Raw genomic sequence first — 15,474 nt, 5'->3', positions numbered from 1 at the left:
CGTCAGGTTAGGCGGGCGGGCAGATGCGCACAAGATCGCAAATCAAAGCGTCTTGATCGCCTGATAGGCCGCTTTGTAGCGGGCGTGACTGTCGCGGAAGGCATCTGTGAGGTGGATCTGCGGCGTGACAGACCGCGCAATTGGCGGCTGTGTCGCAATCTCCGCCCCTGCCCCGGTTGCCGCCATCATGCCAAGACGCGCTGCACCCAGTGCCGCGCCGAAGTCTCCTGCCTCTGGCAGGTCGAGCGTGATATCAAGGGCTGTGGCAATGGCCTGCAACCAATAGTCCGACTTCGCCCCGCCGCCCATGGCAAGCGCACGCGTGATGGTCGTGCCGGTGGCGGCAAGCGCGTCCTGACAATCGGCGAACGCAAAACTGACACCTTCCAGCACAGCGCGTGTGGCGGCTTGCGCATCGGTGGCGTGATCAAGGTGCAGGAAATGGCCACGCACGGCCGCGTCGTTGTGCGGGGTCCGCTCTCCACCCAGATACGGCAGAAACAACGTGCGCGAGGGGGCCTGAAGGGACCCAAGAGCGGATGTAAGATCACCCGCCGATTGCCCGGTCAGTTTTGACAGCCAGTTCAGCGCATCTGTCGCCGCAAGGATCACACCCATCTGGTGCCAGGTGTACGGCACAGCATGACAAAACGTGTGGACCGCCGTCGCGGGGTCAGGGCGGTATCCGTTGTTGGCCACGAATAAAACGCCGGACGTGCCCAGTGACACAAAAGCGGTGCCATCTTTCACAACCCCTGCCCCGATGGCAGCGGCTGCGTTGTCGCCTGCACCACCAGCAACCACGCATTGCGGCAGTTCAAGCTCTGTCGCGAGATCGGCGCGTAACGTGCCTGACACTTCTGATCCTTCCACAAGGTCCGGCATCTGATCGCGCGTCAGGTGGCACGCGGCCAGAAGATCATCGGACCAATCACGCGCGCCGGTATCCAGCCAGCTTGTGCCTGCCGCATCCGACATGTCGGATACGTGGCCGCCCGTCAAAAACAGCCGCAGATAATCCTTGGGCAACAGGACTTTGGCGATCTTTGCGAAAACGTCAGGCTCGTTTTCGCGCACCCAATCCACCTTGGGTGCGGTGAAGCCCGGAAAGACGATATTGCCGGTGATGTCTCGGAATTGCCCCTGTCCGTCCATCGCGGCGGCTTGGGTGTGACTACGCGTGTCGTTCCACAGCATGCAGGGCCGCAGCGGTTTGTCGTCGGCGCCGACCAAAGTGGCCCCGTGCATGTGCCCAGCCAGACCGATACCAGCCACGCCGCTAAGGTCGTGATTAGCGCCAAGGCCCTTGATCGCGTCAACCGCGGCTCGGCACCAACTGTCGGGGTCTTGCTCGGACCAGCCGTCATGCGGGCGCGTCACGGACAAGGGCGCGGTGTGTTCGCCCAAGATCGTCTGGTCCTCGGCCATCAGAACCGCTTTGAGTGACGAGGTTCCAAGATCAAGGCCGATGAACATCAGGCGGCGTCCCTTTTGGGGTTTTTGCCAAGGATGATCATCGACAAGATGTCATCCTCGGTCACATCCTCAACCCGCTCGGCACCCACCATCTGGCCGTTTTTCATCACGGCCACGCGGTCGCACAGTTCCATCATCTCGCGCGTGTCGTGGGAGATCAGGAAGATGCCAAGCCCCTGCTTTTTGAGCTCCTGAATCAGGTCGGCGACCATCTTGGTTTCGTGGACACCCAAGGCGGCTGTGGGTTCGTCCATGATCAGGATCTTCGCGTCGAAATAGACCGCGCGCGCAATGGCGACGGACTGGCGCTGACCACCAGACAGGGCCGACACAGGCTCTTTCAGCTTTTTGAAATTCGGATTGAGCCGCGCCATGATCTTGCGCGTTTCCGCTTCCATCCGGTCGTCATCGACAAAGCCCAAAGCATTGGTCAGCTCGCGGCCCAGAAAGAGGTTCGAGGCGGCATCAAGATTGTCTGCCAGCGCCAGCGTCTGATAGATCGTCTCGATGTTATGGTCGCGGGCATCGCGGGGCGACTGGATCACCGCCTTGTTGCCTTCGATATAAATCTCGCCGCTGTCCATTTTGTAAGCGCCGGAGAGCATTTTGATGAGTGTGGATTTGCCCGCGCCGTTATGGCCCAGCAGCCCCACAACCTCGCCCGCGTTCAGCGAAATCGAGACATTATCCACCGCCTGCACACCGCCAAAGGCAATCGAGACGTTCTTCATTTCGACAAGTGGTGCAGTCATTATTTTGCTCCCGTGCGCTTACGGTATTGAATATCGAGCCAGACAGCGACGACCAGAACGCCGCCGACGACGATGTTTTGCAGTGGTGCGTCCACGCCCACCATCGCCATGCCCGACTGCAAGGATTGCATGATCAGCGCGCCAAGGATCGCGCCATAAATTGTGCCGACCCCGCCCGACAATGCGGTGCCACCGATGACGGCAGCGGCGATGACGCGCAACTCGTCCAGCGTACCCAGATCGTTGGAGTGGTTCGCCAAACGGCTGGAGGCCACGACCGCGGCGATGGCGCACAGCACGCCCATCAAAGCGAAGATTTTCACCGTGAGCATGCGGGTGTTGATACCCGAAAGTTGTGCCGCGTCAGGGTTACCACCGGTCGCAAAGATGTAGCGGCCAAACCGCGTGCGGCGGGCGATGATCGTCATCACAGTGGCAATCGCGATCAGCAGCAGGACCGAGATCGGGAGGCCGTAAACAGGCGCACAGCCCTCGGCGACCTCACAGCCGTATTTCGCAGGATCGCGGGCGACGACCCGCTCCGGCACCGCATAATTTGTCAGGATCGCGATAAAGCCAAGGATGGCCGCGACGATGATGGCCGCCAATGACGCCTCGGCCCAAAGCGGCTTGACCGGAAAATCGTGCTTCATCTTCGTGCTGCGCGATTTGAAAATCAGCGCCACGGCAACCACGGCGGCCGCAATGCCAATCGCCCAGCTTGTCGTGCCGCCAAGCGTGCCGTTGATGCCGCCAAAAGTCATGAAGGTATCATCCAGCGGGCCGATGGTCTGGCCATTGGTCTGATACCAACCGACGTTGCGCCAGACGAGGAAACCGCCAAGCGTCACGATAAAGGCGGGAATGCCCTGATAACCCACAAGCCAGCCGTTAAAAGCACCGATCAGCGCGCCCAGCGCCACGCCTGCCGCAATCGCAATCCAAGGGATCGCCCAATGGCCAATCTCAAGCCCCATTGTGCCGGGAAGCCAGCGCACCTGCGTCATCGCCATAAGTGCGGAACAAGCCGCCAAAATCGCGCCCACTGACAGGTCGATGTGGCGGGTAACAATCACGAAGACCATGCCGGTGGCCATGATCGCCACAGAAACCGTCTGGATCGTCAGGTTAAAGATGTTGCGCGGCGTCAGAAAGCGCCCGTCTGTCAGCACGTTGAACACGATGCACACCAGAAAGAACGCCCCGATCATGCCAAGCATACGGGTGTCGATTTCGAGCGATTGCATCAGTGATTTCTTGCGGGGCGCGCTTTGCGCGGTGGCGTCGGACATAGGTCAGGCTCCGGAGCTTGGGATCACGTTATCATGGCATCCGCAGCGGCCCTGCGGATAGCAAAAAAGCGTATCATGATGTTGGAAAGACGGTTGGTGACACAACCGCAAATGCCCGGCCCGCCGCATGAAACATGCGACAGGCCGAAACAGGGAGGTATTAGTTACAAGGTGCAGGACCGTCGACAACACCCTGACACAGCGATTCCACTGTGATCCAGCCTGCGTCTGTCACGGCGGACAGGTTAGCAGCAGTCACAGGCACAGGTGCGAGGAACATGGCGTTCATCTCTGTGCCGGCTGGCGATGTCCACTTCTGACCACCTTCGATGGCGACCATGCCACCATCAGCACCGGCCAGTTCAACCGCGATTTCAGCAGCGGCTTTACCCAGATCACGTGCGTCCTTCCAGACAGACACAGTCTGCGTGCCGAGTGCGACGCGGTTCAGGGCTGCGTGATCGCCGTCCTGACCGGAGACAGGAATGCCTTCCATGCCTTGCGCTGTCAAAGCAGCGACAACACCACCGGCAGTACCGTCGTTGGAGGCCACAACCGCGTCGACGTTGTTGTCGTTGGCGGTCAGGATCTGCTCCATGTTGCGCTGTGCGTTGGCTGGCAGCCAGCCATCTGTGTAGGCTTCGTCAACGATGGTGATTGCACCGCTGTCGATTGCCGCTTGCAGGATTTCCTGCTGGCCACCGCGCAGGAAGTCTGCGTTCGGATCGGTGGGCGAGCCCTTGATCATGACGTAGTTGCCTTCAGGCTGTGCCTCAAGCACGGCACGCGCCTGCATCCGGCCCACTTCAACGTTGTCGAATGTCAGGTAGAACGCGCGATCGTCTTCGATCAGACGGTCATACGCCACAACAGGAATACCCTCGGCATCGGCAGCTTCAACAGCTGGGCCGATTGCGGCGCTGTCTTGCGCAAGGATGATAAGCGCGTCGACGCCTTGAGCGATCAGGCTCTCAACGTCCGACAACTGCTTGGCAGAAGACGATTGGGCGTCGGCGGATACGTATGTCGCGCCAGCAGCTTCCAAGGCTTCTTTGATCGCAGCTTCGTCAGTTTTCCAACGCTCTTCCTGAAAGTTGGACCAGCTGACGCCAACGGTCACACCGTGGCCATCGGCAAACGCAGCCGTGCTGAAACCGGTGACGGCAATCGCCGCAGCGATGATTGATTTATGCATATTTTCCTCCCAAAGAAATGCCCGCCCTATTCCTGAGCAGGCCGAGTCACGTGACCCGATAGCTTAACGTGGCGCGATTATTTTCACTTGTCAAAATAAAAAATGCGTATTCAGCCGAAAAGGTCGCAGTTTTTGCTAGTCTGGTTGTGAATATCGGTGCAAAATACAATGATTAGCACCGCTTTAGTTTTGCAGGTGCAGAAAATAGGTAAGTAGCGATGTACGATGTGACCGAAACCAAGCAAGTGACTGCGCAGGATGGCTGTGGCCCGATGTTGCCCGCGCTTGAGACTGACACACGTCCATTGCGCCAACAAGTCTTTGAACACGTACGAGCGGCGGGTCGCGCAGCACGGGCTGATGTGACGCGCGCTTTGGCGATCAGCGCAGGGTCTGCCACCACCATTACCGCCGATCTGATTGCCGCCGGTCTGCTGCAAGAAGTTGAGGATGCGCCGCGCGAAAGTGGTCGTGGCCGCCCGCCTGTCGCGCTCGAAGTTGTCCCTGAGGCGCGCTATGTCATCGGTATCAAGCTGTCTGACGGCAAACATTCGATTATGCTGGCAGATTTTGCGGGCCACGCCGTGGCCGAGGCAACGCTCGGCTCATCCGTCAACCGCAAGACAACAGCCGAACTGATGGATGAGATCGCCCTTTTGCTGGATGCCGTTCTTGCCAATGCCAAGATGGAAGCGCACCAGATCAGCGCCGTGGGCATTGGGGTGTCCGGCATTGCCGACTATCAAACCGGCGTGGTCGCTTGGTCGCCCATGCTGCTGGAGCGCGACGTTGACCTGGCGGCGGCGTTTCAGGACCGCTTTGGGATTCCCGCACATATCGACAATGACGCCAATGTTCTGACGCTGGCAGAACTTTGGTTTGGCACGGGCCGCACGATGAAAGATTTTGCGGTTGTCACCATTGAAAACGGCGTCGGCATGGGACTGGTTTTGAACAACAGGCTCTATCGTGGATCGCGCGGGATGGGTCTGGAACTGGGCCACACCAAGGTACATCTTGATGGCGCGCTGTGCCGCTGCGGCCAACGCGGTTGCCTTGAGGCTTATCTGGCCGACTATGCGCTCGCCCGCGAGGCTGCGACCGCGCTGAACCACCTTGCGAACGCCGATATCGCGCCGCAATCGATGCTGGAAACGCTCTATGCGCAGGCCAAATCCGGCAACCTGCCAGCCCGCACCATCTTTAAGCGGGCGGCGCGGTATTTATCTGTGGGTCTGTCCAATGTCGTGCAGCTTTTTGACCCTGACCTGATTATCCTGTCGGGCGAGCGGATGCGCTATGACTACCTTTATGCCGAGGACATGCTGGCCGAGATGCAGTCACTGACACTGTCCGAAGGCCGTGCGCCCTGCCGCGTGGAAATTCACGGCTGGGACAATCTTGTCTGGGCGCGTGGCGCGACGGCTCTTGCTCTGTCTGCGCTGACCGACACCGTTCTGGGTGACGCCCGATGAGGGCTTTGGTCTTTTTGTTGACCGCAGGAACCGCGCAGGCCGATCCGGCCTTTGAAAACCGCTCCGACGCATTGCCAGATCACAGCTATACTGGCGGGTGGGAACACTTCGTGGGCGGTGGTGTGGCTGTGTTTGATTGCAACGGCGATCTGTTGCCCGACATCTTTGCCGCCGGTGGCAGCACCCCTGCCCGCCTGATGCGCAATGCAGGTGACTTCACATTTTCGAATATGCCACTGCCCGACATGACGGGCGTCACAGGTGCTTATCCGCTCGATATCGACAATGACGGGGTCATAGACCTGTTCGTGATGCGCGCCGGACCGAACATCGCCCTGCGCGGCGGGCCTGATTGCAGCTTTTCCGACGCGACCGCCGACTGGGGTATCCCGCAGACGGATCAATGGACGACCGCCTTCACCGCGTGGTGGGAGGAGGACGATCTCCGCCCGACGATGGCGCTTGGCAATTACGTAGATCGCACCAATCCCGATGGCCCGTTCGAGGCTTGTGATACCAATACCATATTGCGCCCTGTCGCTGACGGATATGTCGCTGATACCCTCGCCCCTGGTTTTTGCCCGCTGTCGATGCTGGCCGCACGCGATGCACGTGGCCGCCCGACGCTGCGCGTTTCCAACGACCGCCACTACTACGTCAAAGGCGGGTACGAGCAGATGTGGGATATCGCAGAGCAGCGGTTTCTGGGGCCAGACGACGGCTGGGACAACGTCTCGCTCTGGGGCATGGGTATCGCCAGCGCCGACCTGACAGGCGATGGCCGCGATGAGGTGATGCTGACGTCGATGGGCGACCAGCTTTTGCAACTGGCACAGCCTGATGGCACCTATGCGGGCGCGCCCTACAGCATCGGCACCTACGCCCAGCGCCCGCATACAGGCGGCGACGGGCGGCCCTCAACGGGCTGGCACGCGGAATTTGCGGACATCGATAATGACGGGCGCCCCGATTTGTTCATCGCCAAGGGTAACGTGGACCAGATGCCCGGCATGGCCACGCGCGACCCCAACAACCTGCTGATACAAGAAGCTGACGGCACGTTCGTCGAGATGGCCGAGGTGGCTGGTATCGCGACCCTCGACCGGTCGCGCGGCGCGGCATTGGCGGATTTTGATCTGGACGGACGACTTGATCTGGTCGTCGTGAACCGCCGCGCCCCGTTAGAGCTTTACCGCAATGTGACGCCTGACACCGGCAACTGGCTGCGCGTGACGCTGGAACAAGACGGACCAAATCGGAACGCCATTGGCGCGGTCATCCAAGTGGGCGATCAGTCTCGCCAGATCACCGTCGGCGGCGGTCACGCTGGCGGGCAAGCCCTGCCCCTGCACTTTGGTCTGGGCGACGCGGACAAGGCTGACATTACGATCACTTGGCCCGACGGCACGCAGACCCAAGAGCGCGGCGACGCGAACCAGACCATCATCATTTCGCGCTAATCCACTTGTGGCACGGGCAACCCGCTTGGCACCGCGCGCGGTATGCCCAAACGCCCGACAAAGGCCGCCGGATCGGTCAGCGCCTCCATGAAGGCCACCAAGGCGGCGACGTCATCGGCGCTCAAATCCACTGGGTCGGCACTGACAGCGTCACTGATCGCCGCGACCTGCACCGGATCGTTCATCACAACAAAGTCGTCGCCTTCGTAATCGGGTAAGCTCACCGTTGCCGCATCAAACCGCGCCAGCCCCACCACCGGATCGGCATGGTCGGCAATAAACGCCGCCAGATCAGCATGCGCACCCGCATGACCATAAGGCGCAGTCAGCGTCACATTGCGCAGTGACGGCGTGCGAAAAGCGTAAAGATCAGCCGGATCGCCAGTCACGCGAAAGCGGCCCTCATCCCTTGCGTGATCCTCAAACGTGGCCGATTTCCCCGGCCCCAATTGCGGCGCGCCCATCGCGTGAAACTGATGATCGGTCTGGAACGGTCCGCTATGACAGCCTGCACAGCCTGCATCGCCGTAAAACAGGTCCATACCGGTTGCCGCCAGTCCGGGCAGGTCCCTTTCCCCGCGCAGCACCCCATCAAACGGCGATGTGTCTGACCGCCACTCATGCTCCATAAACACGGCAATCGCATTTGAAATATCAGCAAAAGTCACGTCATCGGCGCTTGAGATATGCGGATAGACCGCCACAAACTGATCGGCATAGACCGGATAACTGACAACGCGCTTTGCGATCAGATCCCACGCACCACCCTCGCCCGCAATCAGCCCTTGCCGCACAGCACGGCCAACCTCGTTTTCGGAATGACCGCCTGCCATCTCATCTCGGCTGAGGACCGGAAACATCGTCTGCGCAGACAAAAGCGACGCAAAGCCCGCAACCATATCGGCATCCATCGGCGTGCGCAGACCACCCGGGCGATCGGCATCAACCTCGATCCGGCCATCATGGAATAGAACCGTAAATTCATTGGCACCAAGGTTGAAGAGCGCTGGCGCGTTACGCGGAATACGCTCTTCGGGCATATTGTCAGGATCAGCCAAGCGCGCGGGGCCAAGCCCGATGCCACCCTCACCAAACGACAGCGCCACGCCGTCCGCTGTACCAAGGTCTGGGTGGTGGCACGTGCCACACGCGATATTTTTGTTCCCCGACAGGATCGGGTCATAAAACAAAAGCTGCCCCAACTGCGCCTCGTCCAAATTGATCGGGCGATAGCTGTCGTCACTGACCGGATCGGGCAAAGGCGCGGCCATTAGGCCACCCCCCTGACATCCCATGATAATTGCGGTGATAATACAGCGCATGATACGGCCTTCCCGTGTCGTTTGACCCATCATGGGCGATCACCGAAGCCGTATCAACCAGTGATCTGGTGTTTGACCAAAGCAGGGAATCGTACTAGAACAAAATAGGAACAAACTGAAAGGAGACCCCGTGCAGTGCCCCCCTGTTGCTCTCAAATCCAACCTGTCACGCACGGCACCTGCATCAGATGTGGTGCAGGACTCCATGCAGGCCACATTGTCAGAGGTGTTTTCGGACAACGCCGTGGACGGGGCCATCACGGGCTTTACGCTGGCACATCTGGCGCAAAGCGACAAACCCCTGCTGTGGATACAGGACAGACTGTCACGCCGCGAGGCCGGACGCCCCTATTTGCCGGGCCTGCCAGTCAAATGCGATGTGATCCACGTGGACGTCAGCAAACCCGTCGATGTGCTCTGGGCGATGGAGGAAGGCCTGCGCTGTTCTGCCCTGTGTGCGATCATCGGCGAAGTGTGGGGCGATCCGCCCGCGCTGGATTTCACGGCCACAAAACGTCTGGCCATGCGGGCCGAGGCACAAAACGTGCCGGCATGGCTGATGCGCCGTGGGGCCACAGCCAACCTGAGTGCGGCACGGATGCGCTGGCGCGTGGCCTCCCTGCCCAGCCAGGCCAAACCCTACGACAGCCGCGCACCCGGTGCACCACTGTGGCAGGCAGAGCTGTTTCGCGCCCGCTGGCGGGCTCCCGGCCAATGGGTGGCCAGCCATGACACCACCGGTCTGCATCTGGCACACGGGCTTGACCATGCCACGCCACATCACGCCCAGTACCCCCAACAGGCCACAGGCTGACGCGGCCCCCTCGCATCATTTTGCCAAAAATATCTCCCGCCGGAGGCATCCCGCAGGCGCAATCCGCGTAACCTGCATCATGGCTGACCACGATCCGCCACCGCGCCCATGACCCATCAGGACAAGCTGCACGTCCTGCCTTTTCCCGCTGCATCAGGGACCACCGCGCCAAGGCGCGCCGCGGCTGCCACCGCCCCCCGACAGGACAGATCACCCGATAGCGGGCCAGATGCAATCGCATCCAGTCCGCAACACTCCCGCCCGGATCCGTCCGATAAACTCGCACGGGCCATCGCGGCCTTGCGCGGCGCACTGGAAGCCGAAGTCGCAAAACCACCTGCGCCGGACCCTGCCCCGCTTGAAGACCCTTACACTCCCGTCGGCACCCCGAAACCCCGCTGGCGGGCGGGGCCGGAGAACGGGCGCTCTGCCCCCGTGGCCGGGCGGGTGGGTGTCGCCGCAGGCGCAGTCACCCCGTCCGGCAGAGACCACACGCCCCGCGAAAAAGACCCGCTGACCCGCCGCATGACCAGTATCCACCTGCCTGATTTTGCGATGGAACGCTGGCTACGCTGGGCCGCCACACAGGCCGATGCGCCGCCCGATGATGTGCCCGTAGCGCTTGCCGTCGAAGGCCCACATGGCCCAGTGATCCACGCCTGCACACGCGCGGCATCCGGCGAAGGCGTGCACACCGGCGCGCGCGTGGTAGATATGCGCGCGCTCTGCCCTGACCTGAAAATTGTCTATGCCGATATCGCTGGCGATCAGGTCGCTCTGCAAAAACTGATGCTGTGGATGCGCCGCTGGTGTCCGTGGACGGCCGTAGATGGCCCCACGGGTCTGATCCTAGACACCACAGGATCAGATCACCTGTGGGGCGGTGAAGCCGCAATGCTGCGCGATATCGAGGAAAAGCTCTCTGCGCTGGGGTTCTCGGCCAACCTAGCCGTGGCGCCGACACATGGTGCGGCCTGGGCGCTGGCCCGTCTGGGTCAGGTACGCGACATCTGCACCGCTGAGGCCCTGAACATGCGCATCGCCCCCCTGCCCGTACGCGCCCTGCGACTGGATGCAGACACGTGCCTGCTGCTGGACCGTCTTGGCCTCAAAACCGTGGGCGACCTGATCGCCGTGCCACGCATTTCGCTGGCCCGCCGGTTTTCGCGCGCCGCATTGCCGCAAAACCCGCTGCTGCGTCTAGACCAGATGACAGGCACACTGGCCGAACCGCTCAGCGCGCAGTATGACCCGCCGCGCTTTGCCGTGCAGGCCAATCTGGCTGAACCTGTGCAGGACCCGACAGCCCACCTACCTGCCCTTTGCACAGAACTTTGCGCAGGGCTGGATGCGCAGGGCTTTGGCGCGCGCCGCATCCGTGTCACCGTCTTTCGCACCGACGGAGAGGTCAGCCACGTCGAAGTCGCCACAGCACGCCCTTCACGCGATGCCGGTCACATCTGCAAACTGTTCGACGACAAACTTGACGCGATCAACCCCGGCTTCGGCTTTGACCTGATCACACTGGGTGCCACAGTGGTCGAGGCGCTGACAACCGTGCAAACCCGGCTGGATGGCCCCGCCGATGATGACAGTGCGCTGGCACAACTGACCGACAGGTTGACCGCGCGGCTGGGCACCCATGCCGTGCGCCGTGCTGTGCCACATCCCAGCCATGTGCCTGAACGCGCCACCCGCTGGGAGCCGGCCCTGCAACACATAAAGACACCCGATATCATCCGTCTCGCCCGACCCGTGCGCCTGTTTGACCACCCCGAGGAAGTCCGTGTGCTTTATGCCGTGCCCGAAGGCCCGCCCGCACAATTTGTCTGGCGGCGGGTAACCCATAAGGTGATCCGTTTTGAAGGCCCTGAACGCATCGCGCCTGAATGGTGGCAGGACATGCCCCGCACGCGCCTGCGCGATTATTACCGGGTGGAGGATCACTATGTGCGCCGCTACTGGATTTACCGCCACGGCGTATTGGGCGACACGCGCGGCGACACACCGCGCTGGTTTGTGCATGGTGTTTTCGCATGACCCGTTTTGACCCAACGGAGCGGCTACGCCGCAAGACTTTAGTTGGTTTTAGGGGGCGTTGCCCCCACCGCCAGAGGCGGTTCCCCCAAAGTATTTGCATCCAAAAGAAGCACAAAAACAATAAGCGTTCCGCCACTTTTCACAGCGGCGGAACGCCTTCTTCCGGAACGGTCATCGGCGCTTCCACCTGTACCGTAATCCTCTTATCGCGCCACACGGTTAATGAAGTCTTGCTTCTTTTGGACAAAAATACTTCGGGGGAGTCCGTAGGACGGGGGCAGCGCCCCCAAAACCAAATAAAATCTGTGCGGCGCAGCCGCTCCGTTTGGTGAGGGGCGGATCATGCCGGAGAATGATCATGCGCATCCCCGCAAAACTCTGCCTGAGGATGGGGAATTCACACCCAATGCCCCTGCGGAGTTTATCGAGCTTGGGTTGGCCACGTGTTTTTCGTTCCTAAGCGGCGCCTCGGATGCTGTTGATCTGGCCACAACGGCCTGGTCACTGGGCTATCACGCCATCGGCTGCGCTGATCTGAACAGCTTTGCCGGTGCCGTGCGTCTGCATACTGAGGCCCGCACCACAGGCATGCGCCCCTATATCGGTACACGTCTGGCGCTTGTTACCGGCGAGGTGTTTCTGGCCTACCCCAAAACCCGCGCAGCGTATGGCCAGTTGTGTCAGCTGATTTCCAAGGGGCGCATGGCAGATGTGGATGGCAACTGGCAGGCCAAGGGTGTCTGCGATCTGACGCTTGCAGATGTGGCCGATCATACTGACGGGACGATCCTGATCGCCGTGCCGCCGCGCGCGCTATCACGCTTTGCACGCAGCCTGCCAAAGCTCAAACGCGCTCTGCCCGCGCTCACACATCTGGCGGCCAGCTATCATTATCGCGGCGATGACCGCGCGCGGATCAACCGGCTGGATGCGCTTGCGGATGAACACAGGCTGACGTTGCTGGCCACAAATGACGTGCTGTATCACGCACCTGACCGGCGGCCCCTGCAGGACGTGATGACCTGCATCCGCGAAAAGACCACCATCGCCAAGGCAGGTTACAAGCTACTGGCCAATGCCGAACGACATCTGAAATCGCCACAGCAGATGATGACCCTGTTCAGTGAATGGCCGCATGCGATCCGCGCCAGTGTCGATCTGGCCGCACAGATTGATTTTAGCCTCGAAGACCTCCGCTATGAATACCCCTCCGAAGTCATCCCCGAAGGGCAGACAGCACAAGACTACCTCACACAGATCACATGGGAGGGGGCCGCATGGCGGTATCCGGACGGTGTGCCCGAGGAGACGCAAGCCACGATCCGCAAGGAACTGGCGATGATCCAGCAAAAGGATATCGCCCAGTATTTTCTGACCATTCACGACATTATCCGCTTTGCCCGCGAGGAGGCGCAGCCGCCCATCCTGTGTCAGGGACGCGGGTCTGCGGCCAATTCCGCCGTCTGCTATGTGTTGGGGATCACGGCTGTGGATCCCGCCCAGCATGACCTGCTGTTTGAACGTTTCATTTCCGAAGACAGGGATGAGCCGCCTGATATCGACGTGGATTTTGAACATGCCCGCCGCGAGGAAGTGATCCAGCATATCTATGCCAAATACGGGCGGCATCGCGCGGGGCTGTGTGCCACGGTGATCCACTATCGTCCCCGCTCTGCTATCCGCGAAGTGGGCAAGGTCATGGGCCTGTCAGAGGATGTGACAGGCGCGCTGGCCAAAACGATCTGGGGGTCGTGGGGGAAGGATGTGGATGGCGCTCATGTGTCCGAGGCGGGACTGGACCTCAGCGATCCGGTCCTGCGCCGCACCATTATCATCGCCCAGCAGATGATCGGGATGCCGCGCCATTTGGGGCAGCACGTCGGCGGGTTTATCCTCACGCAAGAGGCGCTGACATCCACTGTGCCCATTGGCAACGGGGCGATGCCGGACCGCACGTTTATCGAATGGGACAAGGATGACATCGACGCGCTGGGGATCCTGAAGGTCGATATTCTGGCGCTGGGGATGCTGACGTGTATCCGCAAATGCTTTGACCTGATTGGTGCGCATTATGGGCAGGACTGGACACTGGCCACGGTCCCGCAAGAGGACCCGCGCGTTTATAATATGCTGTGCAAGGGCGACAGTATCGGCGTGTTTCAGGTGGAGAGCCGCGCGCAGATCAACATGCTGCCGCGTCTGCGTCCGCGCACGTTTTATGATCTGGTGATCGAGGTGGCGATTGTGCGCCCCGGCCCTATTCAAGGCGATATGGTGCACCCCTATCTGCGGCGGCGGTCGGGTGAAGAGGCGATCGCCTACCCAGCGCCTGCCGCACCGCATGATCCGCAGGAGCTTAAGAAAATTCTGGGCCGCACGTTGGGCGTGCCGATCTTTCAGGAACAGGCGATGAAGATCGCGATTGATGCCGCCGAGTTTTCGTCGAAAGAGGCAAATGAATTGCGCAAGGCCATGGCCACGTTCCGGTCGCGCGGCACGATTGACCAGCTATATGACAAGATGGTGGGGCGCATGGTGCGGCGCGGTTATGACGAGACGTTTGCGCAAAATTGCTTCAACCAGATCAAAGGTTTCGGCGAATACGGCTTTCCCGAAAGCCATGCCGCCAGCTTTGCGCAACTGGTCTATGTGTCCAGCTGGCTGAAGTGTCATTTTCCGGCTGTCTTTTGTGCCGCCTTGCTGAATTCGCAGCCCATGGGATTTTATGCGCCGGCCCAGCTTGTCCGTGATGCGCGCGACCACGGGGTTGAGGTGCGCGCGGCAGATGTGAATTTCTCGGACTGGGACACAACGCTGGAGCCGATCAGCACAGGCGGCTGGGCGCTACGGCTGGGTTTGCGGCAGATCGGCGGGCTGCGCGAGGATGCGGCGGCGCGGATTATGGCCGCACGCGATCATCCCTACGACGACATTCCCGATCTGCAAAAGCGCGCGGGCCTGACAGCCGCCATCGTGCGCCGTCTGGCCGAGGCGGATGCCATGCGATCCATGTTCATCGACCGCAGGCAGGCCTTATGGGAGGCAAAGGGCCTGCGTGATGCGCCTGATCTGCCGTTGTTTCAGGACACCCGCGACGAAGGGCGCGAGATCACGGTGCCCCTGCCCGTCATGCCTGTGTGCGAACAGGTCGTGGCCGATTACCAGACGACGCGGTTGTCATTGAAAGCGCACCCGATGTCATTCCTGCGCACATCTATGCGCAAACAGGGCTTTATGGATACCAAAGAGCTGCTGAACAGCCGCCCGCATCAGCGCGTGAAAATGGCAGGTCTTGTCTTGATCCGCCAAAAACCCGGCACGGCAAAGGGCGTCTGTTTCATCACCATCGAGGACGAGGTCGGCGTGGCCAATCTGGTCGTCTGGCCCAAGATGATGGAGGCCTATCGCAAGGTCGTCATGCAATCACGCCTGCTGTCCATCGAAGGATACGTGCAGCGCGACGCCGAGATTATTCACGTGGTCTGCACCCATCTGATTGACCGGACGGATGCCCTGCTACGGCTGGCACCGGGCGGGATGGAACAGCAAATGGCGCGCGCGGACGAGGTGAAAAAACCTATTCCAGCGCCCAGCCGAACGCACCCGCGTAACGTGCGCATCCTGCCCAAAAGCCGTAATTTTCATTAA

10 protein-coding genes are annotated in these 15,474 nt (G+C 60.8%); 5 read left to right on the top strand and 5 right to left on the bottom strand.

Translation table 11 applies throughout. The annotated features are described in order from the left end of the window. Positions 1-42 precede the first annotated feature (42 nt). The 4 genes from xylB to xylF all read right to left on the bottom strand — a co-directional run bounded on the left by xylB (position 43) and on the right by xylF (position 4,715). Positions 43-1,476, bottom strand: a complete 1,434-nt coding sequence (xylB, locus tag V8J84_RS11545) for a xylulokinase (RefSeq protein WP_339931250.1) — start codon at positions 1,474-1,476, stop codon at positions 43-45. Continuing rightward, positions 1,476-2,228 carry an ATP-binding cassette domain-containing protein gene (locus tag V8J84_RS11540; protein ID WP_339931248.1) on the bottom strand — a complete coding sequence of 251 codons (753 nt, stop codon included), beginning with the start codon at positions 2,226-2,228 and terminating at the stop codon, positions 1,476-1,478. Before V8J84_RS11540 ends, xylB begins: the two co-directional genes overlap by 1 nt. Continuing rightward, positions 2,228-3,520 (bottom strand): sugar ABC transporter permease, encoded by a 1,293-nt coding sequence (locus tag V8J84_RS11535; protein ID WP_339931246.1) that lies wholly within the window; start codon positions 3,518-3,520, stop codon positions 2,228-2,230. Before V8J84_RS11535 ends, V8J84_RS11540 begins: the two co-directional genes overlap by 1 nt. A gap of 160 nt (positions 3,521-3,680) precedes the next feature. Continuing rightward, the gene (gene xylF, locus V8J84_RS11530) at positions 3,681-4,715 is read right to left on the bottom strand and encodes a D-xylose ABC transporter substrate-binding protein (protein WP_339931244.1); all 1,035 of its coding nucleotides are present in this window, start codon (positions 4,713-4,715) and stop codon (positions 3,681-3,683) included. 218 nt (positions 4,716-4,933) lie between these two features. Between xylF and V8J84_RS11525 the strand changes: the two genes are divergently transcribed. Further along, positions 4,934-6,190: an ROK family protein gene (locus V8J84_RS11525; RefSeq protein ID WP_339931242.1), complete on the top strand. Its 1,257-nt coding sequence runs from the start codon at positions 4,934-4,936 to the stop codon at positions 6,188-6,190. After that, complete coding sequence (locus V8J84_RS11520; RefSeq protein WP_339931240.1) at positions 6,187-7,650, top strand: CRTAC1 family protein; 1,464 nt, start codon at positions 6,187-6,189, stop codon at positions 7,648-7,650. Before V8J84_RS11525 ends, V8J84_RS11520 begins: the two co-directional genes overlap by 4 nt. Here the strand turns inward: V8J84_RS11520 and V8J84_RS11515 are convergent. Continuing rightward, entirely contained in the window at positions 7,647-8,972 is a 1,326-nt protein-coding gene (locus V8J84_RS11515; protein ID WP_339931238.1) for a cytochrome-c peroxidase, read from the bottom strand. The two genes, V8J84_RS11520 and V8J84_RS11515, sit on opposite strands and share 4 nt — an antisense overlap. A gap of 130 nt (positions 8,973-9,102) precedes the next feature. Between V8J84_RS11515 and V8J84_RS11510 the strand changes: the two genes are divergently transcribed. The 3 genes from V8J84_RS11510 (at position 9,103) to V8J84_RS11500 (ending at position 15,474) form a co-directional block, all read left to right on the top strand. After that, positions 9,103-9,786, top strand: a complete 684-nt coding sequence (locus V8J84_RS11510) for an ImuA family protein (protein WP_339931236.1) — start codon at positions 9,103-9,105, stop codon at positions 9,784-9,786. Between the two features lie 108 nt (positions 9,787-9,894). Beyond that, positions 9,895-11,826, top strand: coding sequence for a Y-family DNA polymerase (locus V8J84_RS11505; RefSeq protein ID WP_339931234.1), 1,932 nt, complete (start codon positions 9,895-9,897; stop codon positions 11,824-11,826). Positions 11,827-12,168: 342 nt separating this feature from the next. Continuing rightward, on the top strand, positions 12,169-15,474 hold the full coding sequence (locus V8J84_RS11500) for an error-prone DNA polymerase (RefSeq protein WP_339931232.1): 3,306 nt from the start codon (positions 12,169-12,171) through the stop codon (positions 15,472-15,474).

This window comes from Yoonia sp. 208BN28-4, from assembly GCF_037543925.1.
Lineage (GTDB): Bacteria > Pseudomonadota > Alphaproteobacteria > Rhodobacterales > Rhodobacteraceae > Yoonia.
The sequence above is the reverse complement of the archived record's forward strand: the minus strand, read 5'-3'. Positions and strand labels throughout refer to the sequence as shown.

Coding starts and splice junctions, on each gene's coding strand:
- V8J84_RS11535 (WP_339931246.1), bottom strand. CDS start 3,520: ATGTCCGACGCCACCGCGCAAAGCGCGCCCCGCAAGAAATCACTGATG.
- V8J84_RS11500 (WP_339931232.1), top strand. CDS start 12,169: ATGCCGGAGAATGATCATGCGCATCCCCGCAAAACTCTGCCTGAGGAT.
- xylB (WP_339931250.1), bottom strand. CDS start 1,476: ATGTTCATCGGCCTTGATCTTGGAACCTCGTCACTCAAAGCGGTTCTG.
- V8J84_RS11525 (WP_339931242.1), top strand. CDS start 4,934: ATGTACGATGTGACCGAAACCAAGCAAGTGACTGCGCAGGATGGCTGT.
- V8J84_RS11520 (WP_339931240.1), top strand. CDS start 6,187: ATGAGGGCTTTGGTCTTTTTGTTGACCGCAGGAACCGCGCAGGCCGAT.
- V8J84_RS11515 (WP_339931238.1), bottom strand. CDS start 8,972: ATGCGCTGTATTATCACCGCAATTATCATGGGATGTCAGGGGGGTGGC.
- V8J84_RS11505 (WP_339931234.1), top strand. CDS start 9,895: ATGACCCATCAGGACAAGCTGCACGTCCTGCCTTTTCCCGCTGCATCA.
- xylF (WP_339931244.1), bottom strand. CDS start 4,715: ATGCATAAATCAATCATCGCTGCGGCGATTGCCGTCACCGGTTTCAGC.
- V8J84_RS11540 (WP_339931248.1), bottom strand. CDS start 2,228: ATGACTGCACCACTTGTCGAAATGAAGAACGTCTCGATTGCCTTTGGC.